The sequence below is a fragment of the Caballeronia sp. NCF2 genome, assembly GCF_023631205.1.
GTDB lineage: Bacteria > Pseudomonadota > Gammaproteobacteria > Burkholderiales > Burkholderiaceae > Caballeronia > Caballeronia zhejiangensis.
In genome coordinates this window covers 40,613-66,804 of the sequence record NZ_JALQDN010000043.1, presented here as the reverse complement: position 1 = coordinate 66,804, position 26,192 = coordinate 40,613, and the positions used below count along the sequence as shown (strand labels likewise).

23 protein-coding genes are annotated in these 26,192 nt (G+C 63.3%); 7 read left to right on the top strand and 16 right to left on the bottom strand.

The window, feature by feature from the left end; all coding sequences use genetic code 11:
* The first annotated feature begins 184 nt into the window (after positions 1-184).
* The 3 genes from NCS02_RS14660 to acnA are packed head-to-tail and all read left to right on the top strand — an operon-like array spanning position 185 to position 4,926.
* Positions 185-697, top strand: a complete 513-nt coding sequence (locus tag NCS02_RS14660; RefSeq protein WP_008354065.1) for a hypothetical protein — start codon at positions 185-187, stop codon at positions 695-697.
* Positions 698-729: 32 nt separating this feature from the next.
* Positions 730-2,181 carry a bifunctional 2-methylcitrate dehydratase/aconitate hydratase gene (locus tag NCS02_RS14655; RefSeq protein WP_250502713.1) on the top strand — a complete coding sequence of 484 codons (1,452 nt, stop codon included), beginning with the start codon at positions 730-732 and terminating at the stop codon, positions 2,179-2,181.
* A 39-nt stretch (positions 2,182-2,220) separates the two neighbouring features.
* The gene (gene acnA / locus NCS02_RS14650) at positions 2,221-4,926 is read left to right on the top strand and encodes an aconitate hydratase AcnA (RefSeq protein ID WP_250459143.1); all 2,706 of its coding nucleotides are present in this window, start codon (positions 2,221-2,223) and stop codon (positions 4,924-4,926) included.
* 96 nt (positions 4,927-5,022) lie between these two features.
* Here the strand turns inward: acnA and NCS02_RS14645 are convergent, their stop codons facing one another.
* On the bottom strand, positions 5,023-5,346 hold the full coding sequence (locus tag NCS02_RS14645; protein ID WP_250523217.1) for a DUF2917 domain-containing protein: 324 nt from the start codon (positions 5,344-5,346) through the stop codon (positions 5,023-5,025).
* 301 nt (positions 5,347-5,647) lie between these two features.
* Here NCS02_RS14645 and NCS02_RS14640 point away from each other — a divergent pair, with 301 nt between their 5' ends.
* Entirely contained in the window at positions 5,648-7,072 is a 1,425-nt protein-coding gene (locus NCS02_RS14640) for an aminotransferase-like domain-containing protein (RefSeq protein WP_175982956.1), read from the top strand.
* Here NCS02_RS14640 and NCS02_RS36470 read toward each other — a convergent pair.
* Together NCS02_RS36470 and NCS02_RS14630 are read right to left on the bottom strand one after the other, a co-directional pair.
* Entirely contained in the window at positions 7,069-7,899 is an 831-nt protein-coding gene (locus NCS02_RS36470) for an NAD(P)-dependent oxidoreductase (RefSeq protein ID WP_250502711.1), read from the bottom strand. The two genes, NCS02_RS14640 and NCS02_RS36470, sit on opposite strands and share 4 nt — an antisense overlap.
* Positions 7,900-8,026: 127 nt before the next feature.
* Entirely contained in the window at positions 8,027-9,478 is a 1,452-nt protein-coding gene (locus NCS02_RS14630; protein WP_250502710.1) for an NAD-dependent succinate-semialdehyde dehydrogenase, read from the bottom strand.
* 153 nt (positions 9,479-9,631) lie between these two features.
* On the opposite strand from NCS02_RS14630, the gene NCS02_RS14625 reads away from it, so the two are divergent.
* Positions 9,632-10,048, top strand: a complete 417-nt coding sequence (locus NCS02_RS14625; RefSeq protein ID WP_008354073.1) for a MarR family winged helix-turn-helix transcriptional regulator — start codon at positions 9,632-9,634, stop codon at positions 10,046-10,048.
* Between the two features lie 58 nt (positions 10,049-10,106).
* On the opposite strand, the gene NCS02_RS14620 is transcribed toward NCS02_RS14625, so the two are convergent.
* The 3 genes from NCS02_RS14620 to NCS02_RS14610 are packed head-to-tail and all read right to left on the bottom strand — an operon-like array spanning position 10,107 to position 12,151.
* A complete protein-coding gene (locus NCS02_RS14620) occupies positions 10,107-10,718 on the bottom strand; it encodes a hypothetical protein (protein WP_008354074.1) in 612 nt (203 codons plus the stop codon).
* Positions 10,719-10,750: 32 nt separating this feature from the next.
* Positions 10,751-11,524, bottom strand: coding sequence for a molybdopterin-dependent oxidoreductase (locus NCS02_RS14615; protein WP_250440360.1), 774 nt, complete (start codon positions 11,522-11,524; stop codon positions 10,751-10,753).
* Between the two features lie 3 nt (positions 11,525-11,527).
* Positions 11,528-12,151, bottom strand: a complete 624-nt coding sequence (locus tag NCS02_RS14610) for a cytochrome b/b6 domain-containing protein (RefSeq protein ID WP_250436347.1) — start codon at positions 12,149-12,151, stop codon at positions 11,528-11,530.
* 115 nt (positions 12,152-12,266) lie between these two features.
* On the opposite strand from NCS02_RS14610, the gene NCS02_RS14605 reads away from it, so the two are divergent.
* Complete coding sequence (locus tag NCS02_RS14605) at positions 12,267-12,938, top strand: heavy metal response regulator transcription factor (protein WP_175982952.1); 672 nt, start codon at positions 12,267-12,269, stop codon at positions 12,936-12,938.
* Positions 12,935-14,356 (top strand): heavy metal sensor histidine kinase, encoded by a 1,422-nt coding sequence (locus tag NCS02_RS14600; RefSeq protein ID WP_250436346.1) that lies wholly within the window; start codon positions 12,935-12,937, stop codon positions 14,354-14,356. The genes NCS02_RS14605 and NCS02_RS14600 overlap by 4 nt, the downstream gene beginning before the upstream one ends.
* On the opposite strand, the gene NCS02_RS14595 is transcribed toward NCS02_RS14600, so the two are convergent.
* The 10 genes from NCS02_RS14595 to NCS02_RS14550 form a co-directional block, all read right to left on the bottom strand.
* The gene (locus tag NCS02_RS14595; protein WP_008354080.1) at positions 14,307-15,233 is read right to left on the bottom strand and encodes a LysR substrate-binding domain-containing protein; all 927 of its coding nucleotides are present in this window, start codon (positions 15,231-15,233) and stop codon (positions 14,307-14,309) included. The genes NCS02_RS14600 and NCS02_RS14595 overlap by 50 nt on opposite strands.
* A gap of 84 nt (positions 15,234-15,317) precedes the next feature.
* Positions 15,318-16,580, bottom strand: coding sequence for a cytosine permease (locus tag NCS02_RS14590; RefSeq protein ID WP_250502709.1), 1,263 nt, complete (start codon positions 16,578-16,580; stop codon positions 15,318-15,320).
* A 29-nt stretch (positions 16,581-16,609) separates the two neighbouring features.
* A complete protein-coding gene (locus tag NCS02_RS14585; protein WP_008354082.1) occupies positions 16,610-17,002 on the bottom strand; it encodes an allophanate hydrolase-related protein in 393 nt (130 codons plus the stop codon).
* A 40-nt stretch (positions 17,003-17,042) separates the two neighbouring features.
* Complete coding sequence (locus NCS02_RS14580; RefSeq protein WP_250502707.1) at positions 17,043-18,005, bottom strand: carbamate kinase; 963 nt, start codon at positions 18,003-18,005, stop codon at positions 17,043-17,045.
* Positions 18,002-19,429 (bottom strand): YlbE family protein, encoded by a 1,428-nt coding sequence (locus NCS02_RS14575; protein WP_250502706.1) that lies wholly within the window; start codon positions 19,427-19,429, stop codon positions 18,002-18,004. The genes NCS02_RS14580 and NCS02_RS14575 overlap by 4 nt, the downstream gene beginning before the upstream one ends.
* 15 nt (positions 19,430-19,444) lie before the next feature.
* Positions 19,445-20,995, bottom strand: a complete 1,551-nt coding sequence (fdrA, locus tag NCS02_RS14570) for an acyl-CoA synthetase FdrA (RefSeq protein WP_250502705.1) — start codon at positions 20,993-20,995, stop codon at positions 19,445-19,447.
* Between the two features lie 60 nt (positions 20,996-21,055).
* On the bottom strand, positions 21,056-21,970 hold the full coding sequence (locus NCS02_RS14565) for an oxamate carbamoyltransferase subunit AllH family protein (protein ID WP_250502704.1): 915 nt from the start codon (positions 21,968-21,970) through the stop codon (positions 21,056-21,058).
* Between the two features lie 18 nt (positions 21,971-21,988).
* A complete protein-coding gene (locus NCS02_RS14560; protein ID WP_250436340.1) occupies positions 21,989-22,657 on the bottom strand; it encodes a cysteine hydrolase family protein in 669 nt (222 codons plus the stop codon).
* Between the two features lie 381 nt (positions 22,658-23,038).
* Complete coding sequence (locus NCS02_RS14555) at positions 23,039-24,841, bottom strand: FAD-dependent oxidoreductase (RefSeq protein WP_250502703.1); 1,803 nt, start codon at positions 24,839-24,841, stop codon at positions 23,039-23,041.
* On the bottom strand, positions 24,838-25,950 hold the full coding sequence (locus tag NCS02_RS14550; protein WP_008354090.1) for a DedA family protein/thiosulfate sulfurtransferase GlpE: 1,113 nt from the start codon (positions 25,948-25,950) through the stop codon (positions 24,838-24,840). Before NCS02_RS14550 ends, NCS02_RS14555 begins: the two co-directional genes overlap by 4 nt.
* Between the last annotated feature and the right edge of the window lie 242 nt (positions 25,951-26,192).

Here is a 26,192-nt window from a genome sequence, read left to right as displayed (position 1 = left end):
TCGAGCAACGCATCGACAACAAGATCATCCGGCCGAGCGCGAATTACACCGGTCCGGAGAATTTGAAGTTCGTCCCGATAAATAAGCGAAAATAGCGGACTGCGCGATCGGATTTCACGATGAGGAAATCCACCCCGCGCGGCAAACGCCATCCAACCCCAATGTTTTTGAAAGGTTTTTTTCGATGAACAAACTTCTGATCGCTGCAATCGCCGGCACGCTGGCTACGACGAGCGTCTTCGTCAGCGCCGACGCCTTCGCTGCGACCGCGACCGATGCAAGCAAGGCCAAAACCACGGCCAAGCGTCCCGCTCCGGCGCGCCGCCTGATCAAGCGCAGTCCCAAGGCCGAAGCGGCCGCGGCGGCCAAGGTTGATCCGATTCCCGAAGGTGCAGTGAAGTGGTCGTGCAAGGACGGCAACGCTTTCTACCTGAAAGGCGACATGAAGCGTGACGCAATCGTCACCGTGAACTGGGCCAAGAAGGATTACAAGCTGCCGCGTCAGGACACGACGACCGGTGCGGATCGTTTCCACGATTCGGCATCGGGCATGGATCTCGTCGTGATCCCGACCAAAGCAATGCTGTTCTCGGACAAGGACTCGTCGCGCCTCGCCGACGAGTGCATGACGCCCGAAATGGCAGCGGGCGGCGCAGCGCCGACCCAATCGAACGCGCTGATCAAGAACGCGGAGTAAGTTAGCTCGGCACTTAAATCAGGAATCCCTCGATGTCCGCACCGATTTCCAATGTCCGGCCCGAGCCGGACAAGGTACTCGTCGAAATAGTCGACTACGTGCTCGACTACAGTGTCGACAGCACGCTTGCGCTCGAAACGGCGCGCAACTGCCTGATCGACACGCTCGGCTGCGGACTCGAAGCCCTTTCGTACCCCGCCTGCACCAAGCTGCTGGGACCGATCGTGCCGGGCACGATCGTCCCCAACGGTGCGAAGGTGCCAGGCACCCAGTTTCAACTCGACCCCGTTCAGGCCGCCTTCAACATCGGCGCAATGATCCGCTGGCTCGATTTCAACGATACGTGGCTCGCCGCCGAATGGGGTCATCCGTCGGATAACCTCGGCGGCATCCTCGCCACGGCGGACTGGCTTTCGCGCAACGCGATCGCGTCAGGCAAGAAGCCGCTCGTCATGAAAGACGTTTTGATCGCGATGGTCAAGGCGCACGAAATTCAAGGCTGCATCGCGCTCGAGAATTCGTTCAACAAGGTCGGTCTCGATCACGTTTTGCTCGTCAAAGTGGCCTCCACCGCGGTCGTCGGGCAGATGATCGGCCTCACGCGCGACGAACTCGTCAACGCGGTGTCGCTCGCCTTCGTCGATGGTCACGCGTTGCGCACGTATCGCCACGCGCCGAACACGGGCTCGCGCAAGTCGTGGGCAGCGGGCGATGCAACCTCGCGCGCCGTGCGCCTCGCGCTGATCGCGAAGACCGGCGAGATGGGTTATCCGTCGGTTTTGACCGCTGAAACATGGGGCTTTTACGACGTGCTCTTCAAGGGCAACGCGTTCGCGTTCCAGCGTCCGTACGGCTCGTATGTGATGGAGAACGTGCTGTTCAAAATTTCGTTTCCCGCGGAATTCCATGCGCAAACGGCCGTCGAAGCGGCAATGACGCTGCACGGCGAGCTCGAGCAAGCCGGCAAATCCGTCGATGACATCCGCAAGATCACGATTCGCACGCACGAAGCCGCGCTGCGCATCATCGACAAGAAGGGGCCGCTCGACAACCCCGCGGACCGCGATCACTGCATTCAGTACATGGTCGCGGTGCCGCTGATTCACGGCCGCCTCACCGCGGCCGATTACGAAGATTCCGTCGCGCAGGACCCGCGCATCGACGTGCTGCGCGCGAAGATGGAATGCGTGGAAGACCCGCAGTTCACGAAGGACTATTTCGATCCGGACAAGCGCTCGATCCCGAATGCATTGACCGTCGAATTCAACGACGGATCGAAGCTCGCCGAAGTCGAAGTGGACTATCCGATCGGTCACAAGCGTCGTCGCGCGGACGGCATACCGCTGCTCGTCGAGAAGTTCAGGACGAATCTGGCGCGCCGTTTCCCGCAGAATCAGCAGCAAGCGATCCTCGCGGTATCGCTCGATCAGGCAACGCTCGAAGCGATGCCGGTCAATGAATATGTCGATCTGTACGTGATTTAAGCAGCGCAATTTCCTCGTCTTAGTCCAAGGAAAATAACCATGGCCCACAATCTCCACAACACGCTCAAGGAATTCGACAGCGGTTCCGGCAAAGGCAAGTTCTACTCGCTGCCGCAACTCGGCGACGCGCTGAAGGTCAAGATTCAGCGTCTGCCGGTTTCGATTCGTCTGGTGCTCGAATCGGTGCTGCGCAACTACGATGGCAAGAAGATTTCCGAAGAACACATCGAACAGCTTGCGAACTGGAAGCCGAATGCCGCTCGCGTCGATGAAATTCCGTTCGTCGTCGCGCGTGTCGTGCTGCAGGACTTCACCGGCGTGCCGCTGCTCGCCGACATCGCCGCGATGCGCGGCGTCGCGAAGCGCGCGGGCAAGGATCCGAAAGCGATCGAGCCGCTCGTACCGGTGGATCTCGTCGTCGATCACTCGGTGCAGATCGATCACTTCCGCGAGCCGAACGCGCTCGATCTGAACATGAAGCTGGAATTTCAGCGCAACAACGAGCGCTACCAGTTCATGAAGTGGGGCATGCAGGCGTTCGACACGTTCAAGGTCGTGCCGCCCGGCATCGGTATCGTGCACCAGGTGAACCTCGAATACCTCGCGCGCGGCGTGCATCAGAAGGACGGCGTCTACTATCCGGACACGCTCGTCGGCACCGACTCGCACACGACGATGATCAACGGCATCGGCGTGGTCGGCTGGGGCGTGGGCGGCATCGAAGCGGAAGCGGGCATGCTCGGCCAGCCGGTGTATTTCCTGACGCCGGACGTCGTCGGCGTGGAGCTGAAGGGCAAGCTGCGCGAAGGCTGCACGGCGACCGACCTCGTGCTGACCATCACCGAAATGCTGCGCAAGGAGAAGGTCGTCGGCAAGTTCGTCGAGTTCTTCGGCGAAGGCACGGCGTCGATCGGCGTGCCGGATCGCGCGACCATCGGCAACATGGCGCCCGAGTACGGCGCGACCATGGGCTTCTTCCCCGTCGATGAAAAGACCATCGACTACTTCAAGGGCACGGGCCGCACCGACGCCGAAATCGCCGCGTTCGAGCAGTATTTCAAGGCGCAGAAGCTGTGGGGCGTGCCGAAGGCCGGCGAAATCGACTACACCAAGACGCTCACGCTCGATCTGGGCACGGTCGCGCCGTCGCTGGCTGGTCCGAAGCGTCCGCAAGACCGCATCGAAATCGGCAATGTGAAGAGCACGTTCATCGACCTGTTCTCGAAGCCGGTGGGCGAAAACGGCTTCAACAAGAAGGCCGCCGAGCTCGAAGCGAACTACACGACGGCCGACGGCGTGAATCTCAAGAACGGCGACGTGCTGATCGCCGCGATCACGTCGTGCACGAACACGTCGAACCCGAGCGTGCTGCTCGCCGCCGGCTTGCTGGCGAAGAAGGCCGTCGAAGCGGGTCTGACGGTCGCGCCGCACATCAAGACGTCGCTCGCGCCGGGATCGCGCATCGTCACCGAATATCTGACGAAGACGGGCCTCCTGCCCTATCTCGACAAGCTCGGCTTCACGCTCGCCGCGTACGGTTGCACGACGTGTATCGGCAATGCGGGCGATCTGACGCCCGAACTGAACGATGCCATCACGAAGAACGACGTCGTCGCGGCAGCCGTGCTGTCGGGCAACCGCAACTTCGAGGCGCGCATTCACCCGAACATCCGCGCGAACTTCCTGGCCTCGCCGCCGCTGGTCGTCGCCTACGCGATCGCTGGCAACATCACGCGCGATCTGATGACCGAGCCGGTCGGCAAGGGCACGGACGGCCGCGACATCTATCTCGGCGACATCTGGCCGACGAGCGACGAAGTTCATGCGCTGCTCAAGTTCGCGCTCGACGCGAAGGCGTTCCGCGAGAACTACTCTCAGCTCACGAAGGAAGGCGACCTGTGGAGCAAGATCGCGGGCGAAAGCGGCCAGGTCTATGACTGGCCGAAGTCGACGTACATCGCCGAGCCGCCGTTCTTCGGCAGCGAATTCTCGATGAAGCCGGCCGATTCGATTCCCCCGGTCAAGGGCGCGCGCGCGCTCGGCATCTTCGGCGATTCCGTGACGACCGACCACATCAGCCCGGCCGGCTCGATCAAGGAAACCTCGCCGGCCGGCGTGTGGCTGAAGGCGAACGGCGTGCAGAAGGCCGACTTCAACAGCTACGGCTCGCGTCGCGGCAATCACGACGTGATGATGCGCGGCACCTTCGCGAACGTCCGCATCAAGAATTTGATGATCCCGGCGAAGGCCGACGGCACGCGCGTCGAGGGCGGCCTGACGATTCATCAGCCGAGCGGCGAGCAACTGTCCATCTACGACGCAGCGATGAAGTACATCGCCGCCAATACGCCGACCATCGTGTTCGCGGGCGAAGAGTACGGCACGGGTTCGTCGCGCGACTGGGCGGCGAAAGGCACGCAACTGCTCGGCGTAAAGGCCGTGGTCGCGCGCAGCTTCGAGCGTATCCATCGCTCGAACCTCGTCGGCATGGGCGTGCTGCCGCTGCAGTTCAAGGGCTCGGACAGCGTGCAGTCGCTGAACATCACCGGCGAAGAGACGTACGACATCGAAGGTCTCGGCGACGACTTCAAGCCGCAGCAGGAAGTCACGCTCGTGATCCATCGCAAGGACGGCAAGGACGATCGCGTGCAGGTGCTGCTGCGTATCGATACGCCGATCGAAGTCGACTACTACAAGCACGGCGGAATTCTGCCGTTCGTGCTGCGCTCGCTGCTCGCGGCGTAAAAGGCTCAAGCAGTTTTGCAGGTGACCGCGCTCGAAAGAGCGCGGGAACATTGGACCCGGCCACGGCCGGGTTTTTTTTCGCCCTTCTTTGGCTCCCTACGCTTTGGAGATCGCGATGCGCGGCCACGTCGTCCGGCGGGCGAACAACGTGCGCACCATCTCCCTCAGGCGACGCGCGCCCGCCCGCGTCGAATCGGACGACATCGAGAACCAGTTGGCGTCCGTCGTCCCGCTGACCCAGATCGTCGTGTAAGGCTTCAGTTCGACGGACGCGCCCGCGTCCAGCCAGTAATCGTCGGCGCCGCCTTCGATGGTCAGCCAGATTTGCCCGCGCGTCACGCGCAGCGTTTGGGGCCGATCGATCACCCAGCGCGTAGGCGCATCGCGCCCGTCGAGTTCGAATGTCCGGATTTCACGCATGATGCCGCTCCTTCAGATCGCGTAACTGAAAGGCCGCCCGACAGAGATGCAAGAGCAGCCGTTGATCCTATTATTCGACCGATTGCGAACAGCTTGAATGAACACTTGTGAACAGTTTGACCGAAACTGTTAAGCCAAATTGACCGAACAGTTCGCATCGATCTGACACTTTAAAAACACTCTAGCTAGCCATTCGGCCAGTCTTGACGCGGGTTTTCGGATGCGTTCGAATGGCAAGACGACACTGGCGAACAGCGAACTCGAACTGTTCACAGCAAATCACTGAACAGTTTCAGACATCATGAATGCACTTCCGCTTCACATCGACAGCGGCACCGGCGTGCCGCTGACCGAACAGATCGTCAGTCAGATCGAAGCGATGATCCGCTCGCGCCGCGTGCTCGCGGGCGCGAAGCTGCCGTCGATTCGTCAGCTTGCCGCCGAGCAGCGCATCAGCCGCTTTCCGGTGATCGAGGCTTACGACCGTCTCGCGTCGCGCGGGCTCATTCAGCCGAAGCACGGCTCCGGGTTCTATGTGGCGAATCACGTCGATGAACGCGACAGCAACGCGGGCAATTGCGATCCGCGGCTGGCGGAAGAGGAATCGAACCAGATCCTCCAGCAGTTCAACTATCCCGGCGAGACGCTGAAGTTGTCGAGCGGCTTCATTCCCGAGGCATGGCGCGATGTGGACGGCCTGACGCAGGCGATCCGTCAGGCGTCGCGCACCGACGTATCGAGCGTGATCGATTACGCGATTCCCCACGGCGACACCGATTTGCGTCAGCAAGTCACGATGCGGATCAACGCGCTCGGCATCGACGCCGATCTTCCCAACGTGATGATCACGAACGGCGCGAGCCAGGCGCTCGATCTCGTCGTGCGCTACATGCTGAAGCCGGGCGATACGGTCTTCGTCGAGGATCCCGGTTACTACAATCTCTTCGGGCTCCTGAAGCTGCAGGGCGTGCGGCTCGTCGGCGTGCCGCGGCTCGCGAACGGACCCGATATCGACGTCGCGGAAGAACTGCTGAAGCAGCATCAGCCGAAGCTCTTCTTCATCAACACCGTGTTCCAGAATCCGACTGCGACGAACGTCGCGCCGCAAGTCGCGTTCAAGCTGCTGCAACTCGCGACCCAGCACGGCTTTTCCATCGTCGAGGACGATATCTACGCCGACTTCCAGGCCGTGCCGACGCAACGGCTGGCATCGCTCGATCAGCTCGATCGCGTGATCTATGTGGGCGGCTTGTCGAAGACCTTGTCGTCGTCGCTGCGCATCGGCTATCTCGCGGCGAATCGCGAGCTCGTGAAGAATCTCGTCGACGTAAAGGTGCTGACGAGCCTCGGCGGCACGCGCTTCGCCGAAAGCGTCGCGGCGGGCCTGCTGGAGCGCGGCACGTATCGCAAGTATCTGGAGCGCTTGCGCAAGCGCGTGCGCGATTCGCTGTCGAGCGCGGTGCAAACGCTCGAAGGCTATGGATGGGACGTGTTCGACGAGCCGAGCGGCGGCAACTTCGTATGGGCGAAAGTGCCCGGCATCGACGATTCATCCGTGCTCGTCGACGAAGCCGTGAAGTTCGGCGTCACGCTCGCGCCGGGCAGCTATTACCGCCCGAACGGCGAGGCGTGTGCGTGGGTGCGCATCAATTCGGCCTATGCGGGCGACCGACGCGCGGCGCGCTTCTTCGAGTACATGACGGAAACCGCGGCCGCGCGCGCTTAACGACGTTCGCTGAAGAAACGTTCGAGCGCGTCCGTCGCGTCCTTGTCTTTCGCAAGCCGCGCGTAAAGTCCGGCCGCGCCTTCGTAGATGCGATGCTCCGCGAACTCGTCGCCGATGAACTCCGCGATCTCTTCCATCTCGGCAACCCAGCGATAGGCCTTCGGCGGCATGCGCGGCACATTGCCCGCGAGCCACGCGGCAAGCGCGGGCTGGCTCGCCGCGAGTTCGCTGAGAAGCGCATCGCCCGCGCCGTTGCGCATCGCGGCGAGCGCCATCGCCGAGCCGAGCGCCGTCAGCCCTTTCGTGATGCCCGCATACGACATCTTGAGCGCGGATGCGGCGCCGTTCGGGCCGTCGAGCACGCGCACGACGAGACCGTGATCGGCGAGTAGCTGAGTGCGCTTTGCATGCGGTCCCGACATGTAGAACTTCGGCGCCGATGGCTGACCGATGATCGATGCATCGACGAACGGCGTGCGCGTCGGTTCGAGCGCGCGCTCGATCTGGCCGACGGTAGCGGGATTGATCGCATTGCAGTCGATGTAGACGGGCTGCGCGCTCGCGCGTTCGAACAGAGGAGCGAGGCGCTGCGCGGTATCGACAGCGACCGAGGGCGGCACGATCGACAGAATGAAGTCGCACGCCACGAGATCGTCGAGGCTTGCATCTTCCATGCTGGCTTCGCGCGCACGCGCTGCGCTCGCCGCGCTGCGTCCTTCGAGCGATGTCAGCACGCGCGCACCGCCTTGCGTCAAGGTACGGCCAATGGCCGATCCCATGCTGCCTGCGCCGAGAATTGCGATCGTGGGTTGTTTCGATTGCGTCACTTGCTGGCTCCTGTAGCTTTGTTCGATGACGATTCATACCGCGCTCATTCGTCATCCGAACTATCGGATCATCAAGGAAAGCGGCCCGTCGAAGGGCCGCCGTCCAACTAACCTACCGACTCGCGAATCAACGATGCTCCGTCACGAACTTCGTGACGAGATACGCTTCCATCGCTTCACTGCCGCCTTCCGAGCCGTAGCCCGAATCCTTGACCCCGCCGAACGGCGTCTCCGGCAATGCGAGGCCGTGGTGATTGATCGAGAGCATGCCGCTTTCGATATCGTCCGACACCGCCGCTGACGTCGCCGCAGAGCTCGTGTAAGCGTAAGCGGCAAGCCCATAAGGCAGGCGATTGGCCTCGGCGATCACTTCGTCATACGACTTGAACGATGCGATCGGCGCGATCGGGCCAAACGGCTCTTCGGTCATGATGCGCGCGGAGAGCGGCACATCGGTCAGCACGGTCGGCGCGAAGAAGTAGCCTTCGCGGCCGGTGCGCTCGCCGCCCGTCAACACCTTCGCGCCGTGCTCGCGCGCATCGGCGACGAGGCGTTCCATCGCTTCGAGGCGGCGGCCGTTCGCGAGCGGACCCATCTGAACGCCATCGTCGAGACCGTTGCCCACTTTCACCGCGCTCGCGGTGGCGATGAAGTGCTGCACGAACTCGTCATACGCGGATTCTTCGACGAGAAAGCGCGTCGGCGAGATGCAGACCTGACCCGCGTTGCGGAATTTCGCCGATGCGAGCATCTTCGCGGCGCGGGGGATGTCGGCGTCCTTGAACACGATGGCCGGCGCGTGGCCACCTAGTTCCATCGTCACGCGCTTCATGTGCTCGCCCGCGAGCGACGCAAGCAGCTTGCCGACCGGCGTCGAACCGGTGAACGAAATCTTGCGGATCGCGGGATGCGCGATCAGATACTTCGAGACATCGGCGGGCACGCCGAAGACCAGATTCAGCACGCCGGCGGGCAGGCCCGCATCGGCATATGCCTGCACGAGCGCCGCGCAGCTTGCGGGCGTTTCCTCGGGGCCTTTGAGCACGACCGAGCACCCCGACGCGAGCGCGGCCGATACCTTGCGCACCGCCTGATTGATAGGGAAATTCCACGGCGTGAACGCGGCGACCGGACCGACCGGCTCACGCGTCACGATCTGGCGCACGGCATCCGTTCGCGACGGAATCACGCGGCCATACGTGCGGCGCCCTTCTTCCGCGAACCATTCGATGATGTCCGCTGCCGACAGCGTTTCGATGCGCGCCTCGCCGAACGGCTTGCCCTGCTCCATCGTCATGATGGCGGCGATCTGTTCCGCACGCTCGCGAATGTTCTGCGCCGCGCGACGCATCAGCTTGCTGCGCTCGTAGGGCGAAACCTTGCGCCATTCCTTGAAACCGCGCGCGGCGGCGTCGGCGGCGAGCGAAAGCTCGGCTTCGCCCGCGAGCGCGAGACGGCCGATCTCCGCTTCGTTCGCCGGATTGATGACGGCCGTGTCGCGCGAACCGTCGCGCCACGCGCCGTCGATATAAAGCCGGGTATTCGGATAAGCCGGAAGGTCGGAACGAGTGTTGCTCATGCATGTCTCCTTGAGAGTGGCGTGGCCAATGTTGCTTGCGCCGGACCATATGACGCAGACGGCCATGGTATCGCGGCCACGTAAAATCTGCTGACGCGCGCTACGTTCAATCGATAGTTGCAGATCGAATTACATGACACGACGGTGACCCGTATGTTCGACCAATGCCTTTATTTCAACACCACCGCACTCGCGCGCGCACTCGAACGCGAATGGGCCAAAGCGTTCAAGCCGTTCGGACTCACGCCGTCGCAGGCGTTCATGTTGCGCGCGGTTGTCGAGCATCCCGGGCAGCTTCAAGGCACGCTTGCCGATGCACTCGCGATCACGCGCCCCACTGCCACGCGCACGCTCGACGGACTGGCGAAACTGGGGCTCGTCGAGCGCTGGTCCACTGAACGCGATGGCCGCGAATCCGCCATTCATCCGACCGATTCCGCGGTCGCGATGATGAAGCGCATCGGCGCGGTCAGCTCGGAGGTCACGCGGCGCATGAAGCGCAAGCTCGGCAACGCGCGTTTCGACGACACGGTGTCGAGCGTGAGGCATATACGCACGACGCTGGAATGACAAACGCCCGCGATCGATGATCGGCGGGCGCGTGCAGGGACTTTATCGAAGGTGACGCTTACATCGGCGGCGCGACGCCATCCTTCTCCACGACGATGCGTTGCGCCGCGAAGTCCGAACCAGCCGGAGTCGCGACGACGAACACTTTCTTTCCGGGCTTCAGGTCATCGTGCGTCGCGGGGGCGAACGTCACAACGGGCACGTTCTCCGGTACGGTCACCGAGTTCGCGCCGCCCTTGTACGAGAGCTTCAGATCGCGGCCGCTCGTGCCTTGCACGACCTGGTCGACGTTCGCGTTGGTCATCGAGCTCTTCGGTCCGAGATCCCATTCATAGTGGCCTTCGCCTGTGCCGCGCGCGGCTTCCGGGAACACGAGTACCTCGGTCGCGGTGAGCTTGCCGTCGGTGCCGGTGGTCGCCGCCGTGCCGACGAACGAGCCCGGCTTGATGTCCTGCAGCTTGATGTTCTTCAGCGCGGTGACGGGCGTATCTGCCTTGACGGCGATCTTCACGGTGTCGCCGCTGCGTCGATGAACGGTCAGCGTATCGCCCGACAGCGACACGATATCGCCGCGAATGCGCGCGGGTTTCGCGGCGGGCGTCTGAGCAAGAGCCGCGGATGCGAGTGCGAGCGTCACGATGCTGACGCCAAGTTTGAGTCGAATCGACATGCAATCTCCTTCTGGTGATGAAAGCAAAGGCTTCAGGAACCGCCGAACCAGTTGTAGCCCTGGTTCTCCCAATAGCCGCCGGGATAATCGTTCGTCACAGTGATCGCGACGATGTGCTTCGGATTCTTGTAACCGAGCTTGGTCGGCATGCGCAGCTTCATCGGGAAGCCGTACTTCGCCGGCAAAATCTGGCCGTCGTAGGTGAGCGTGAGCAGCGTCTGCGCGTGCAGCGCGGTCGGCATGTCGATGCTCGTCGAGTAGTTGTCGGCGCAATGAAAGGCCACGTATTTCGCGCTCGTATCGGCGCCTGCACGCGCGAGGATTTGCGCGAATCGCACGCCGCCCCACTTGCCGATCGCACTCCAGCCTTCGATACAGATATGCCGTGTCACCTGGCTTTCCTGCGGCATCGCGTGCAGTTCGTCGAGCGTCCACACACGCTTGCCTTTGACGAGGCCGCCAATCTCCAGCTTGTATGTCGATGGATCGACTTCGGGCACTTCATCGATGTCATAGAACGCGTTGAACGGAAACGGCCGCGTGATCATCGAGTCGGGATAAGTCGGCGCGAGCTGGTTCGGGTCGAATAGCAACGCCTGCATGTCGTCGTTGAAGGATGAAATGCGGCGCAGCATCGCGTTGACCGATTTGTCGTCGGTGATGTTGCAGCCCGACAGCATCGCGAGGCCGCCCAGCGAAAGAATGCGCTTGCCGAACAAACGGCGCGCCGGCGCCTTCAGTTCCTTCGCGGCATCCTTGATGATGAGTTCAGCGTCGGGTCTCGATTTGAATAGCTTGAGCGACATGTGTTAGCGACCTCGGATCATCAGCACGAGCGAGCGCGGCACGAGCGCGACCATCGCGACGTGCACGACGAAGAACGCCACGAGAAAACTCATGCCGAAGAAATGCACGATGCGAGCGTTGTCGTAACCGCCCATCAACGTGCGAAGCAAGGGAAACTGCACCGATTTCCACACCGCGAGTCCCGACAGGATCACGATCGCGATGTCCACGATCACCGCGAGATACGCGAACTTCTGCACCGCGTTGTAATGCGTGAGATCGTCGTGACCGAGCTTGCCGCGTAGCGCGGCGAAGGCGTCGGTGAAAATGCTCTTGATGGAGAGCGGAAACATGCGGCGGCGCAGGCGTCCGGTGAAGAGATTCATCGCGACGTACACGATAAAATTCGCGACCAGCAGCCACATCGCCGCGAAATGCCATTGCAGCGCGCCGCCGAGCCAGCCGCCGAGCGTGATCGCGGACGAGAAGGTCAGCGATTTGAAAATCGGCGATGCGTTGTAGATCTGCCAGCCGCTCGTCACCATGATCAACACGGCGAACGCGTTGAGCCAGTGCGTGATGCGCAGCCATAACGGTTGGATTTGCACGTCGTCGAGCCTCGCGAGTCGTTGAGATTTCGAGGGCATGGTAGCGACGCGCCGCTGATCGATCGATGACCTCTCGATGACTTTTTTGTCATCTTTGCGAGCGTCGCGCGCGCTCTGGCTAGAATGTCGGCAATCCATCGAATGCAGTGCGAGCATGACCATCCTCGTTATCGAAGACGACCGCAAGACAGGCGACTACCTGAAGAAAGGGCTCATCGAGTCCGGCTATCAGGTCGAGCTCGTTCGCAACGGCACGGACGGTCTGCACCAGGCGCTCGCGAATTCCTACGAACTGATCGTGCTCGACGTGATGCTGCCGGGCATCGACGGCTGGCAGGTGATGTCGGCCTTGCGCGCGAAACGTGACTTGCCTGTCATTTTTCTCACCGCACGCGATCACGTGACGGACCGCATTCACGGACTCGAACTCGGCGCGGACGATTATCTCGTCAAGCCCTTCTCCTTCACCGAACTCGTCTTGCGCATTCGCACGCTGCTCAGACGCGGCGTGATGCGCGAATCCGATACGTTCCAGATCGCGGATCTTCATGTGGATGTGCTGCGTCGCAAGGTGACGCGCAAGGGCATCGACATCGTGCTCACGAACAAGGAATTCGCGCTGCTGCATCTCTTTTGCAAGCATCAGGGCGAGGCGCTGTCGCGCACCCTGATCGCATCGGAAGTGTGGGACATGAACTTCGACAGCGACACCAATGTCGTCGACGTCGCGGTGAAGCGGCTGCGCGCGAAGATCGACAATCCATTCGATCTGAAGCTCATTCATACGGTGCGCAGCATCGGCTATTCGTTCGGGGAGAATCCTTGAACCGGCCATCGCGCTCGCTTGCGGTACGTATCGCGTTGTCGTTTGCGGTGATCGTGTGCATCGTCGTCGGCATGATCGGCGCATCGCTCTATCACGCGACGAATCGCGCGCTGTCCACGCGCGCGGATTACCAGCTGATCGCGCGCGTCGAGCATTTCCGCTCGCTTCTGCACGATCTCTACACGATCAAGGAAATCGAAGCGCGACCTCGGCTCTTCGAAACGATGCTAGGCGATCGTCAGGACGTCATCCTCTTCCGACGCGCGGGCTCGGGGCCTTTCATCTACGTCAATCCGGAGAAGATGCCGTTGCCGCCGCTCGATGTCGTGCCTGTGACGCGCGCCATCGGACTCGATGACCTGTACGAAGGCTCGCGCGCGGACGGCGTGCGGATGCGCTGGGTCGGCGCGCAGGCGCGCATCGGCGAGAACGGCGAGGTCGTCGAGATCATCGCCGCGCATGTGATGACGCAGGAAGCGATCGTGTTGTCGGCGTATCTGAAGCGCGTATGGATCAACGTGATCGGCGCGGTGCTCGTGACGTTGCTGCTCGCTTACTGGGTCACGAGCCGCGGACTCATGCCGCTCAAACTGATGGCCGATAAAGCCGCCGAAATCACGCCGAACCGATTGTCCGCGCGGCTCGACGTCGCCCATGCGCCCGCCGAATTGCAAAGCCTCGCGGCGTCGTTCAATGCGATGCTCGACCGGCTCGAACACGGCTACGAGCGTCTGGTGCAGTTCTCCGCCGATCTCGCGCATGAACTGCGCACGCCGATCGGCGTGTTGGTCGGTCAAACGCAGGTCACGCTCGCGCACGAGCGCAGCGTCGCGGAGTATCGCAGCGTGCTCGAATCGAATCTGGAAGAACTGGAGCGCCTCGCGCGCATCGCGCAGAACATTCTCTTTCTCGCGCAGGCGGATCATGAGCAGCAACAGATCGAACGGGAGCGGCTCGATATCCGCGAAGAGCTCGAGACGATCGGCGCTTACTTCGAAGGCATCGCCGATGAACGCCGCATCACGTTCGATATCCAGGCCGAAGGCGAAATGCTTGCGAATGCAATCATGTGCCGCAGGGCGATCGGCAATGTCGTCGTGAATGCGGTGCGTTATGCGACGGCGGGCACCGTGGTCCGGCTGCGCGGTTACGCGGATGAACAAGGCGCGAGCATCGTCGTGGGCAATCGCGGCGCGCACATCGAGAAGGAAGAGCTCGCGAAGCTGTTCGACCGCTTTTATCGCGGCGACGCGGCGCGCAGCGAGTTCACGGAATCGAGCGGACTCGGCTTGTCGATCGTTCAGGCGATCATGCGGCTGCATGGCGGCGTCGCATCCGCCGAATCCACGCCGGACGGGTGGATCGAATTCACCTTGCGCTTCCCTGCTGCGGAGCATCGCCGCACAACCACGCCCTGAATTCCGGTCGCATCAGATAGTCGACGCACCATGCCCGCACCTTGCCGACGCCATCCGAACGATGCGCGAGGAAGAGCCGCGTCGCGTGCTTCTGCTCCTGAATCGACTTACTGACGAGCCCGGCGTCGCCGAATGCCGCGCGGATATGCGTGGGCACATAGCCGATCGCGACATTGCGCGCGATGATTCTCACGGCCATCGAAAAGTCGGGAACGAAGATCGGCTTCTGCCCTTCCAGAAGCCACGCATGCATCGGATCGAAATCGATCGACGTGTCCTTGATGCAGACCGCCGGATACTTCCGCAACTCCGCGCTTTGCAGGATATGCGGCGCATCCGCGAGCGGATGATCGGCGCCCACGAGAAAGTCCCACGCGAGATGGCCGAGCGCGACGCTCGTGATGCCGTCGGTCTTCGGCACGAAATGCGGCGCGCCGACGACGATATCCGCCTTGCTTGCATAGAGCGCGTCCCAGCAGCCGTTGTACACCTCCTGCTGGATCGTGACGCGCGTCGTCGGATACGCATCTTCCAGATCGCACAAGAACTGGATGATCGCGTCGCGCGGCACGATGTTGTTGACGGCCACGGTGAGCTCGGGCTCGATGCCCCCCTGAACGATGGCGAGATTGCATTTGAGCGCCTGCAGATCGTCGAGAATCGCCTTGCTGTGCGCGATGAAGTATTCGCCCGCCTCGGTGAGCCGGATATAGCAACCGCGGCGCTCGAACAGCTTCGCGCCGAACGATTCCTCGAGCTTCCTGACGGTGTAACTGATCGCCGACGGAACCTTGTTCAGCCGTTCCGCGGCCGCCGTGATGCTTTGATACTGCGCAACCAACCGGACTATCCGAATGCTTTCGTCCGAAGTGAACATCGAGCCTGCTTCCACATGAGTATTTGTCCTGCCACATGAGCGAAGCGCGCGATGAACACCGTGCGCTTCGCTCACATCGTTGCGTCAGTGCCCGCTGGGCTTGACAGTGCCGCTCGCCTGCGCGAACCGGCTCAGGATCATGTAGCCGATGCACGCAACGAGAATCGAATCGAGTGAGGGAATCGACGTGACCGTGAACATGCCGTTCACCGTCGCGAAACCCGTGAGCGATCCGAGAATCCACGCGACGAAGGTCATGATCTTGATCTGCGGTTCGCGCTCTGGCGCGGCAGCATCATACCCGTTGCGCCGATACATCACGAAGTCCGCGATATAGATGCCCGCGACGGGCGGCGTCGCGATGCCGAGGAACAACAGGAACGGAATGAACCACGACATGATGTTCATGCTGCCGACGATCGCCGCCAGCACGCCGAGCGCAACCGTGATCTGCCACTTCGGAAAGCGCGTGATGAGCGTCGATGTGACGAGCGTGCCCTGGAACATGTTGCCCGCGTTGCCCGTGACCGTCGCGAAGATCAGCAGCAAGGCGGCCGGCAAGGTCGCGCCGAACACGGCCATCGCGGTGAGCAGCGAGCTCTTGCCCGTGAGCACGCTCGGCGTCGCGCCCGCCCAGTACAGCAGCGGATAGGCGATCAGGAACGTGAGCAGCGCGCCGCCGACCGCGTGTTTGCGGTTATGCGTGAAGCTGCCGAAGTCGGGCAAGGTCGCGACCAGCACGATGATCGTGCCGACGACCGTCGATACCGCGACGCCCATCGGCATGCCGGCGATCGCATCGACGGCAGGCGCCTGGCCATTGAGCGCGACGCGCACGATATAGCACATCATCAACGCGATGACCGGCACGGCGAACTGCGCCACCTTGCCGAGCACTTCGAAGCCGAACGCGGTGGACGCGACGAAGATCACGCAGCCGATCGCGACGAGCAGCGGCGCGGGCACGTTCACGCCATGTTGCGCGAGCAGGTCGGCGACCGAGTGGCCGAACATGTTGGCCGTCACCGCGATCCATCCGAACAGGCTGACCGCGAGCAGCACGTTGATGGCGATCGCGCCTTTCTCGCCGAACGGATACTTCACGATGCCGTAGGTCGGCAGCCGTGCTTTCTCGCCGACCGAGATCGTGATCGACGCGAGAATCGCGAGGATCAGGCTGCCGATCCCGACGACCTTGATCAGATCGCCGTTCGACATCTGATTGCCGAGACTCGACGACGACAGCAACACCGGCGTGACGGCGATGCCGAGCAGGATCATCGCGATGCGATAGCCCGGCGCAGTGCCGGGCGAAGCGCTGACCCGGCTCTCTTTCGATTGACTCATGACAGTTCCTTTGCTGATGCCGATTCCATTCAGGGCGTGTAGTGGTGGCCGGTGTATTCGCGCCATCCGCCGGATGCCGTGATCTCCTTCTGTCCTTCGACGAGCCACGGTTCGGCGAGGACGCCGAGCACTTCGCTGCCGTCCGCGAGCACGACCTTGCCGATCGAAAGACCCGCCGGTTCGCTGAGCAAGAGCGCGCCGAGATTGGCCATCGGCAATTCCCAGACTTCCAGCGATACGGCCACGCCGCCGCTCTTCACGCGCAACATGCCGGGATGACGATCGTTGATGGTCCAGATGCGATAGCACGCGTCCGTGCGATCCTCGCGCACGAATTCGCCCTTCGCCGCCAGCATGTTGTGGTTCAGCCCGAGGCCACGCATCAGCGTGCCGTTCACGGCGAGCAGTATCTTGTCGTTCATGTGTGTCCTTCTCCTTGTTGATGTCGGGGGCGTATGCGCGTTACGGCGTGATCCACGTACCCGTGCGCCGTTCGAGCGCGGGCCTGATCGCCGCCGGACTCGTGATGAGCCCTTCGCCCGCGTGGCCGTCCGGCTCGATGTGCGACACGAAGCGCAGAATCGCCTCCACTTTCGGCAGCATGCTGCCCGCGCCGAACTGACCCTGCGCGATCAGCTCGCGCGCTTCGCTCACGCTCATCGTGTCGAGCCAGCGCTGCTCGGGCGTGCCGAGGTTCACCGCGACCTGTTCGACGCCGGTCGGAATCAGCAGCAGATCCGCTTTCAGTTGCTGCGCGAGCAGCGCCGATGCGAGGTCCTTGTCGATGACCGCCTCGACGCCGGACAGCTTGCCGTTCTTGCGCACCACCGGAATGCCGCCGCCGCCGCACGCGATCACCACGCAGCCTTGCGCGAGCAGGCTCGCGATGACATCGCGCTCGATGATTTCAAGCGGCTCCGGCGACGGCACCGTGCGCCGCCAGCCGCGTCCCGCGTCTTCCATCAAGGTCCAGCCGAGCTCTTCCTGACGCTTCTTCGCGGTCGCTTCGTCGAAGAACGCGCCGACCGGCTTGGCCGGCTTCTCGAACGCCGGATCGTCGGCGCTGACGCGCGTCTGCGTCACGAGCGCAACGACGCGCCGTTCGATGCCGCGACGGTGCAGCTCGTTGGTCAGCGCCTTCTGGAACATGTAGCCGATCGCGCCTTGCGTATCGCCCACCGCGTAGTCGAGCGGCACGGGCGCGACTTCCTGAGACGCGAGTTCGGAACGCCGCAAGATGAAGCCGACTTGCGGCCCGTTGCCATGCGTGAGCACGACGTTCCATCCCGCCGCGATCATGTCGGCGATATGTGTCGCGCTCTCCGTCACCGCTTCGTATTGATCGGGAATGCTCAGATGACGATCGTCGCGAATCAGCGCGTTGCCGCCCACGGCGACGACTGCCAGAGGTTTTCGAACTGTCATGATGCTTGTCCGCTGTGTTGTTTGACGGTCTCGGCGAGCGCGCGAATGGCTTCGACGAAGCACTCCATCGGCGCGGTCGTGATGCCTGCGCCGATCTGCCCGACGCCTGCTTGCTTGTGAGCGATGCCCGTATTGATGACGGGCAAAATGCCGCGGTCGGCCACCTTGCGCGCATCGATGCCCGCGGCGGTCGGCGCGAAGTTGAGCGCGGGCAGCGTGAACGCCGGATTGCCGCCGAGCGTGATGGCCTGCATGCGGCGGCTGTTCGCGGTCGCATCGGCGGGCGTGCCGCCGACGAACTTCACGATCGCGGGCGACGACGCCATCGCGAAACCGCCCACGCCGGCCGTTTCGGTGATCGCGCTGTCGCCGAGATCGGCGGCTGCGTCATCGACGCCATAGCCCGGAAAGAACAGGCCCTCGACCGGATTCGCCTTCGCCTGGAACCAGCGGTCGCCGGTGCCCGACAGACGGATGCCGAAGTTCACGCCGTTGCGCGCCATCACCGAGACCATCGAGCTGAAAGGCACGTTGGCGCACGCGTCCATCATGGCCTTGCACGCGGCCATCGAGATGTTGAGGAAGAAGTGATCGTTGGCGATGATCGCCGCGCTCGCTTCGCGAATCTGCGCGAGCGGCAGTTGCGTGCCGAGCAGCGCGGGCACGATGCGCTTGATGAAGAGGCCCGTCGCCGCGCTGTTGCGGTTGTGGACTTCATCGCCCATATGCAGCGCCTGCGCCATCAGCGGCTTCAGCTCGATCTCGCCGGACACCGCGAGCGCGGCCTTCAGCGCGGGCGCGAGCGTCGCTTTCATCCAGCGCAGACGGTCGAGCACTTCCGTGCTGTTCGCGCCGAAGCGCAGCACCTTGCCGAGACCTTCGTTCAGATTGCTGTACGTGCGATGCCCGTTCGCCTTGTTCTCGACGACGAAAAGCGGCATCGACGGACTGATGATGCCCGCCATCGGACCGACGGCCTGATGGTGGTGACACGGCTCGAGATCGACCTTGCCGTCGAGAATCAGGCGTTCGGCGGCGGCGTGATCGGCGGCCCAGCCTTCGAGCATCACCGCGCCGATGATCGCGCCCTTCACCGGCCCGCACATGTTCTCCCACGCGATCGGCGGACCGGAGTGGAGAATCAGCTTGCGCGCGCCCATAGCGCTGATTGCTTCGGATGCCGTAGCGATGTCTTTCAACACCGGCTGCGCTTCGAGATAACGCGCGAATGCAATGTCGTTCGCCTGCTCGACGAGCGGATGACGCATCAGCCACGCGAGATCGAGGCCCGCGGCGACATCGCCGAGAGCGGGCGGCTGCCAGTTGACGTGACTGACTTCGCCGCCCGCGAGACGCAGGTTGTCGGCGAAGCTCGTGAGCCCGCAGTTCACCACTTTCAGTGGCTGACCAAACAATCGGTTCATTCTTTTTGCTCCTTTTTACGCGTGGCGTCGCGCCTGCAGACGCGCGACGCGGCTCGCCCACAACGCGGCCTCGGCGTTGCATCCGGCGACGAGAACGCCTGCCTCGCGCAATGCGTCGATCTGACGGCTTCTGACTTGCGGATCGGATTCCGTGCCGCACACATGCGCGATCAACAGCGGCGCGTTTTCGCGCGGCAATTGCGCCAGCAATGCGATGAGCCCTTGCGCCGGTTCGTCCGCCGCGCCGTAACCGAGCACGAGATCGAACAGCACGACGGCAGTTGCGGGATCGAGCATCTCGGCGCGCACGCGTTCGTCGCGCAGGGTCGGGTCGATCATCGGATGCGGACGGCCGCGCGTGAAATCGTCGTCGCCCATGTCGACGATCGTGTGGCCCTCGCTTTTCCAGATATCCGCGAGCTTCGCGTTGCCTTTCACCGGCGTGTTCGAGCTCGCCATGAAACCTTCCGCCTTGCAGAGCAGTTGGCTCTCGTAGCAGAACGTGCCGCCCGCGAACACGCCGCGAATGAACTTGCGGCCCGCGCCGAGCGTTTCGCTCCGCTTGACGAGCGTCGCTTCGTCGTTGGCTTCCACGCGCGCGACGCTCGCCGGCAGCGGCGCGCCGTTCAGCAACGCGACGGCGAACTGCGCGGCATCGGCGAGCGTGTGCGCGGGCGTGAAGCCCGGCGCGCGCATCTCGTCTTCGGAAGCGCCGAGAAAATTCACGACGACGGGCTTGCCCGCCTTGCGCGCGCTCTCCAGAATGCGCTCCGCGACCGCGCGTGCGGGCGGCTTGGAGATCAGCACGATCACGCGCGTGTCGGGATCTTCGGCGAGCGCGTCGAGGCCGAATTGCATCGAAATGCCGCCGATGTCCTCATGCAGATCGTGTCCGCCCGTGCCGAGCGCCTGCGAAATGCCCGCGCCGAGCTGGTCGATACGGCAGGTGACTTCCTGCAGCCCCGTGCCCGATGCGCCCACGACGCCGATGCCGCCGCGCCGCACCACGTTGGCGAAGCCGAGCGGCATGCCGTTGACGATGGCCGTGCCGCAGTCGGGGCCCATGACGATGAGGCGCTTTTCGCGCGCGAACGTCTTGATGGCCTTTTCGTGCGCCATGCTGACGTTGTCGCTGAAGAGCATGACGTTCATGCCGAGCTGCAGCGCCTTGATGGCTTCGGCGGCCGCGTAATCGCCCGGCACCGAGATGAGCGCGAGGTTCGACGCGGGTTCGTCGTCGCAGACCATCGCGAGACTGGTGGCCTTGAGCGCTTCGCGCGTCTGCGTGTCGGATGTCGACGCGCGCGCGCTCAGGCGTTCGCGAGCGAGACCGAGCGCTTCTTCGCAAGCGGCTTCGTCGCCGCGCACCGCGATGACGAGATCGTTCGGGCTTGCTTTCACGTCGTCGCCGAGTCCGGCGTCGGCGAGCTGCACGAGATTGGCCGGCGTACCCATGACGACGGACGCCTGCTCGACGCCCGGCAGCTTGCCGATATGCGCCGAAATCTGCATCAGGGAAACCGAATCCTGATACAGATTTTTGAATATTTCGATTTTGATGGCCATTGCACCTCTCCGTTCTTTAATTGCGATTCGCGGTTTCTTGAAAACAGAATCGCAAATGCTTCAAGCCGATTCCGGGAATAATGATTTCGCTTCGCGCATTCGAATCGTTTCTCGCCATGCGCGCATGCCGTGCAAAATGCCGCCGAGACAATCCACGCCGGACGACGCGCCCCAGCGCATCACGGCATCGGCGGCATGTTCGATATCCGCGCTTTCGTCCGCCGCCGATGCAAGCGCGATAAATCGATCGACCGGTTCGTTGAAATGTCCGTCGAGCGCGAGTTGCAGGTAATGGCGGCTGATATCGTTCGTGCGATGCAGATTCGCGCGCAGCTCGGTCGACAAGACATGCCGGTGCGCGTCGATTTGCGGATCGCCGCGCGCGGCCCAAATCGCCGCGAGATAGCCGAGCAGATAATCGTCGCCGTCGGGCGTGAGACCGCCGCCGAGGCCGACGAGCGCGTGAACCGTGGCAGCGAGCGTGGCGGGGTCATCGTGTGGACTCAGCCTGACGGCGCGCGCGTGCGCCGGCCAGCCCGGCAGCCACTGCAGCGCGCCTGCCACGGCGTGCCGCGCGCAGTGCGCCGCAAGCCGCGCCGCGACGCGCTCATGCCGCGCCGACAACGCATCCGGCGACATCCGCACGCCGGTTCCGCTTTGCAGCGCGGGCTGCCAGCACGCCGCGGCGGTCAGATCGACCTGCCACGTCGCGCCGCTCAGACGGCCATTGGAAAACGGGACGCGCTCGCCAGGCCGCGCATGGTCGCGCCAGTCCCAATCCGGCGGCGCGCTCACGCGCGCGCCGCACGACAGGTTCTCGCACGCGGCATCGACGAGCGTGAACCAGTCGCCCGTCTGCGCGACGAGATTGAGCGCGTGCCTGAAACTGCTGTGCACCGCGAAATCCCCGGTGCGCGACAAGCCCGGCCGCGCCAGATAGCCGATGCTCAGGCCGCGTAGCGTGATCGGACTCATTCGCGGGCTCAGCGCGCCTTAGCCGCGCAGCGCTTCGATGACCGCGCCGGCGTCGCTGACCCAGCCGAAGATCGCGCCTTGCGCCTTGATCATCTCGAGCGCGTACTTCTGGAACTCGGGGAAGTACGAACCGACGCAATCCTGCGGCACGATGCATTCGAAGCCGCGATCGTTGGCCTCGCGCACGGTCGTCGTCACGCACACTTCGGTCGTCACGCCGCACACGATCAGCGTGCGGATATCGTGATTCTTCAGGATGAGATGCAGGTCGGTTTCATAGAACGCGCCCTTGCCCGGCTTGTCGATGACCGGCTCGCCCGCGACCGGATACAGTTCCGGAATCAGGTCGTGGCCCTTCTCGCCACGCACGAGGATGCGGCCCATCGGACCGTCGGAGCCGATGAAAGTCTTGCCGCCGCGCGTGAGTTTGGCCGGCGGGCAATCGGTCAGGTCGGCGCGATGGCCTTCCCGCGTATGAATGACGAGCATGCCGGCGTCGCGCGCCGCGGCCAGCACGCGCTTGCACGGTTCGATCGCGGTGCGCACGAACGAAACGTCGTTGCCCAGCGCTTCGCCGAATCCGCCGGGTTCGACGAAATCGCGTTGCATGTCGATCATGACGAGCGCCGTGTGTTTCGGCTCGAAAGCCAGATCGAAAGGTTCGGCGCGGAAATGTTTTTGCGTCACGGCATACTCCTCTTCTTCGTTGAATTAAATGGATCGGTTCGATTGGTTTAAACGCACGAACTCATAAGGAATTCGAAATAATTGAATTCTCCGTTCGCGCGATTATTCGATTCTTAATGCCACTGAAAATCAGTGCGGTTCAAATTCGACAGAACTTCGAACTGATTATAGGCAGCGCGAATTGGAACACGATGAAATGATTGAACGCCGAGGATCAAATTTCTCGAAGCTCAATAATGAGCGCCCAGAGCGTCAATACTGGCGCGGCTTTAGACAGTCTTTTGCAACTGAGTCGGAATGTCGCGTGATCGCGTGATATTCGAAAATAAAAACGGCCACTGTCGAGTGGCCGTTTTTATCGTCCGGAGCGTGATGCGCGTTTTACGCCACGGGCACGCTCAAAGCTTCGCGCTTCGCGAGCAAGCCGTGAATCTGCGCGACGACCGCAGCGCCTTCGCCGACCGCCGCCGCGACGCGTTTGGTCGAACTCGAGCGCACGTCGCCGATAGCGAACACGCCCGGCACGCTGGTTTCCAGCGCCATGACGCCTTCCGTGCGCCCTTCGTGGGCCTCCGGTCCAGTCAGCACGAAGCCTTTCCCGTCGACGTTCACGTTGCAGTTGCGCAACCAGTCGGTATTCGGGTCCGCGCCGGTGAAGAGGAACAGATGCCGCGACTCGATCGTGAGCGGCCCATCCGGCGACTTGCAATTGACCGCCGTGAGCGCGCGGCCGTCGCCGTCGAGCGAGGTGATCTGCGTATGCGTTCGCACCGTGACGTTCGGCAGCGAGCCGATGCGCTCGACCAGATAGTGCGACATGCTCGACGACAGCCCCGCGCCGCGAATCAGCACATGGACGTGCTTCGCATGCGTCGCGAGATAGACGACGGCCTGTCCCGCCGAATTGCCGCCGCCGACGAGCACGACTTCCGCGTTCTTGCAGAGCTTCGCCTCGACCGGCGACGCCCAGTAATACGTGCCGTGCCCTTCATACCGATCGAGCCCCGCGATGTCCGGCCGCCGATACGCCGCACCCGAAGCGATCACGACCGTCTGCGTCGTCACGCGCGTGCCGTTCTGTAGTTCGATCTGGATCGGATTGCAGTCGCAATGCAGCGCCTTGATCTTCGTCGGAATCGCGATATGCGCGCCGAACTTCTGCGCCTGCACGAACGCGCGCCCGGCGAGCGCCTGACCCGAGATGCCGGTCGGAAAGCCGAGATAGTTCTCGATGCGCGAGCTCGCGCCCGCCTGCCCGCCCGGCGCGCGGCAATCGAACACCGCGACCGACAGACCTTCCGACGCCGCGTACACCGCCGTCGCGAGACCGGCCGGACCCGCGCCGACGACGGCGACATCGTAGACATGCGCGGGATCGAACTCCGGCAGCCAGCCGAGCTGCGTCGCGACCTGATTTTCATCGGGCGCGCGCAACACGGTGCCGTCCGGGCAGATGACGAGCGGGAAATCGGCCGTCGATGCCGAAATGCGTTCGAGCAGCGAGATCGCATCGGGGTCGGTGCAGGCGTCGATCACCGTGTGCGGATAACCATTCCGGCGCAGGAAGCCTTGCAGCGACACGAGACGGCCGTCGTCGGACGGGCCGAGCAGCACCGGTCCGCTGCCCTTTTCGATGAGGCCGACGCGCCGCAGGATCAGCGCGCGCATGATGCGCTCGCCCAGTTCCGCTTCGGCGACGAGCAGCGCCCGCAGACGCTCCGGCGGAATCACGATGCCATCCACTTCGCCGACCGCCATGCCGTCGACGAGACACGGCTTGCCCGAGAGTTGCGCCACTTCCGCGAGAAAATGCCCCTCGCCGTGCTCGCGCACGATGTGCTCGATGCCGAGCGCATCGCGCCGCGTCACGCGCACCGCGCCCTTCAGGACGATCACCATGCCGCGCCCGGTTTCGCCGACGCGGAAAATCCACTCGCCCGCGCGATAGTGCGCCGGCGTGCCGAAGCGGCTCATGCGCTCGATCTCGTTATCGGTCAGGCGCGGGAACATCTGGTGCACGCGGCTTTCGAGCGGCGAGAAGGGCGCGTTGTCGTCGCTCGTCGAGGATGCGGCGGCGGGCGTCGGCACCACGTTCGGATTCGGACTCTCCATCGGCTCGCGCGCGCTCCATGCGACGACATTCGGCATGTCCTGAGAGGACTCGTTGAACGGCGTGATACTCATGCGCGATCTCCGTGTGGAAAACCAGCTTCATGCAGGGATGCGGTGCCCGCGGGCGATGCCGACGCCGATCCCGATACCGACGACTTGACGGGCCACGGGCACATCGCCGCCATTTCCGCGACTTCCTCGGGCGACGACGCCGCGAGCTCGCCGAACTCGGTCAGCGTCGCGACGTGAAAACCGGCGAGCCGCCACGCGTCGAGCCCGCCCGTGAGCGGCACGACGTCGCGAAAACCCGCGTTACGCATGGTCTTCGCCATCCACGCAGCCGACACTTCGTTCGGACACGAGCAATAGATGACGACCTTGCGCGACTTGTCGTAGCTCTCGATGATCTTCGCGAGATCGCGTTCGTCGGCGAACATCGAGCCGGGAATCGCTTCGGGATCGAGCATGCGTTTTTCGGGCGAACGGATGTCGAAGATTACGGGCAGCGGCTCGTCGTTCATGAGCGCATACAGCTCGTCCACGCTGATGCGCGCTTTTTCCAGCGTCGCCATGAGCGCGCGGCGGCGCCACCAGCGGTACGTGACGTAGATCGCGAGCAGCACCGCGACGACCGCCACCGCCTGCCGCCCGAGCTGCGAGATCATCGCGAAGACCATCTCCAACTGCGCCGCGAAGATGACGCCGACCGTCAGCCCGACCGCGCCCCACAGCGCGATGCCCGCGCCGTCGTGCGCGATGAAGCTGCGCAGCTTCACGCCCATCGCGCCCGCGAGCGGCACGGAGACGAGCGAAAGACCGGGGATGAACTTCGCGACGAGCAGGATGCGTACGCCCCAGCGCCCGAAGAAGCGTTCGGTCTTCTTCACGCAGGTATCGCGCGAAAGCGAGAGCTTGCAGATGGTCTTGAGCGTTTTGTCGCCATACTTGCGCCCGCCCTGGAACCAGACGAGATCGCCGAGCACGCCGCCCGCCACCGCGACGCACAGCACGCCCACGAGCGGCGGCCAGAATGCGCCGCCGTCGACCGCCATCAGCGCGATGGATGCGCCGACGACGATCATCGTCGGCATGGCGGGCACGGGCAGCCCGAGCGCCGAGCCCATCACGTTGACGAACACGATCGCCGGGCCGAATCGATCGACTAGCTGATGCAACAACATGGGAATCTCCCGCGCGGGAATGGTCTGTTCACGGGACGACGGGACGCGCGCCGCGAACGGCGCTGCGAAGGCGCACGGAGCACGTTAGGCACGCAAGGCACGAAAGCGAGAGAGATACGAGCGCTTGCGGCCGCTCGTGGTTCAACGCGATACGCGCGGCGCCGGGCCGACGTTCGTCACATTTAAGAGATAAGTGTAGCCCGGAAACGCGATCGTAAGCATGACAGGCGCGCGGGACGCGG

Bases quoted from the DNA above. Each gene is read 5' to 3' on its own strand.
- NCS02_RS14660 (WP_008354065.1), top strand. From the start codon at position 185: ATGAACAAACTTCTGATCGCTGCAATCGCCGGCACGCTGGCTACGACG.
- NCS02_RS14655 (WP_250502713.1), top strand. From the start codon at position 730: ATGTCCGCACCGATTTCCAATGTCCGGCCCGAGCCGGACAAGGTACTC.
- acnA (WP_250459143.1), top strand. From the start codon at position 2,221: ATGGCCCACAATCTCCACAACACGCTCAAGGAATTCGACAGCGGTTCC.
- NCS02_RS14645 (WP_250523217.1), bottom strand. From the start codon at position 5,346: ATGCGTGAAATCCGGACATTCGAACTCGACGGGCGCGATGCGCCTACG.
- NCS02_RS14640 (WP_175982956.1), top strand. From the start codon at position 5,648: ATGAATGCACTTCCGCTTCACATCGACAGCGGCACCGGCGTGCCGCTG.
- NCS02_RS14630 (WP_250502710.1), bottom strand. From the start codon at position 9,478: ATGAGCAACACTCGTTCCGACCTTCCGGCTTATCCGAATACCCGGCTT.
- NCS02_RS14625 (WP_008354073.1), top strand. From the start codon at position 9,632: ATGTTCGACCAATGCCTTTATTTCAACACCACCGCACTCGCGCGCGCA.
- NCS02_RS14620 (WP_008354074.1), bottom strand. From the start codon at position 10,718: ATGTCGATTCGACTCAAACTTGGCGTCAGCATCGTGACGCTCGCACTC.
- NCS02_RS14615 (WP_250440360.1), bottom strand. From the start codon at position 11,524: ATGTCGCTCAAGCTATTCAAATCGAGACCCGACGCTGAACTCATCATC.
- NCS02_RS14610 (WP_250436347.1), bottom strand. From the start codon at position 12,151: ATGCCCTCGAAATCTCAACGACTCGCGAGGCTCGACGACGTGCAAATC.
- NCS02_RS14605 (WP_175982952.1), top strand. From the start codon at position 12,267: ATGACCATCCTCGTTATCGAAGACGACCGCAAGACAGGCGACTACCTG.
- NCS02_RS14595 (WP_008354080.1), bottom strand. From the start codon at position 15,233: ATGTTCACTTCGGACGAAAGCATTCGGATAGTCCGGTTGGTTGCGCAG.
- NCS02_RS14590 (WP_250502709.1), bottom strand. From the start codon at position 16,580: ATGAGTCAATCGAAAGAGAGCCGGGTCAGCGCTTCGCCCGGCACTGCG.
- NCS02_RS14585 (WP_008354082.1), bottom strand. From the start codon at position 17,002: ATGAACGACAAGATACTGCTCGCCGTGAACGGCACGCTGATGCGTGGC.
- NCS02_RS14580 (WP_250502707.1), bottom strand. From the start codon at position 18,005: ATGACAGTTCGAAAACCTCTGGCAGTCGTCGCCGTGGGCGGCAACGCG.
- NCS02_RS14575 (WP_250502706.1), bottom strand. From the start codon at position 19,429: ATGAACCGATTGTTTGGTCAGCCACTGAAAGTGGTGAACTGCGGGCTC.
- fdrA (WP_250502705.1), bottom strand. From the start codon at position 20,995: ATGGCCATCAAAATCGAAATATTCAAAAATCTGTATCAGGATTCGGTT.
- NCS02_RS14565 (WP_250502704.1), bottom strand. From the start codon at position 21,970: ATGAGTCCGATCACGCTACGCGGCCTGAGCATCGGCTATCTGGCGCGG.
- NCS02_RS14555 (WP_250502703.1), bottom strand. From the start codon at position 24,841: ATGAGTATCACGCCGTTCAACGAGTCCTCTCAGGACATGCCGAATGTC.
- NCS02_RS14550 (WP_008354090.1), bottom strand. From the start codon at position 25,950: ATGTTGTTGCATCAGCTAGTCGATCGATTCGGCCCGGCGATCGTGTTC.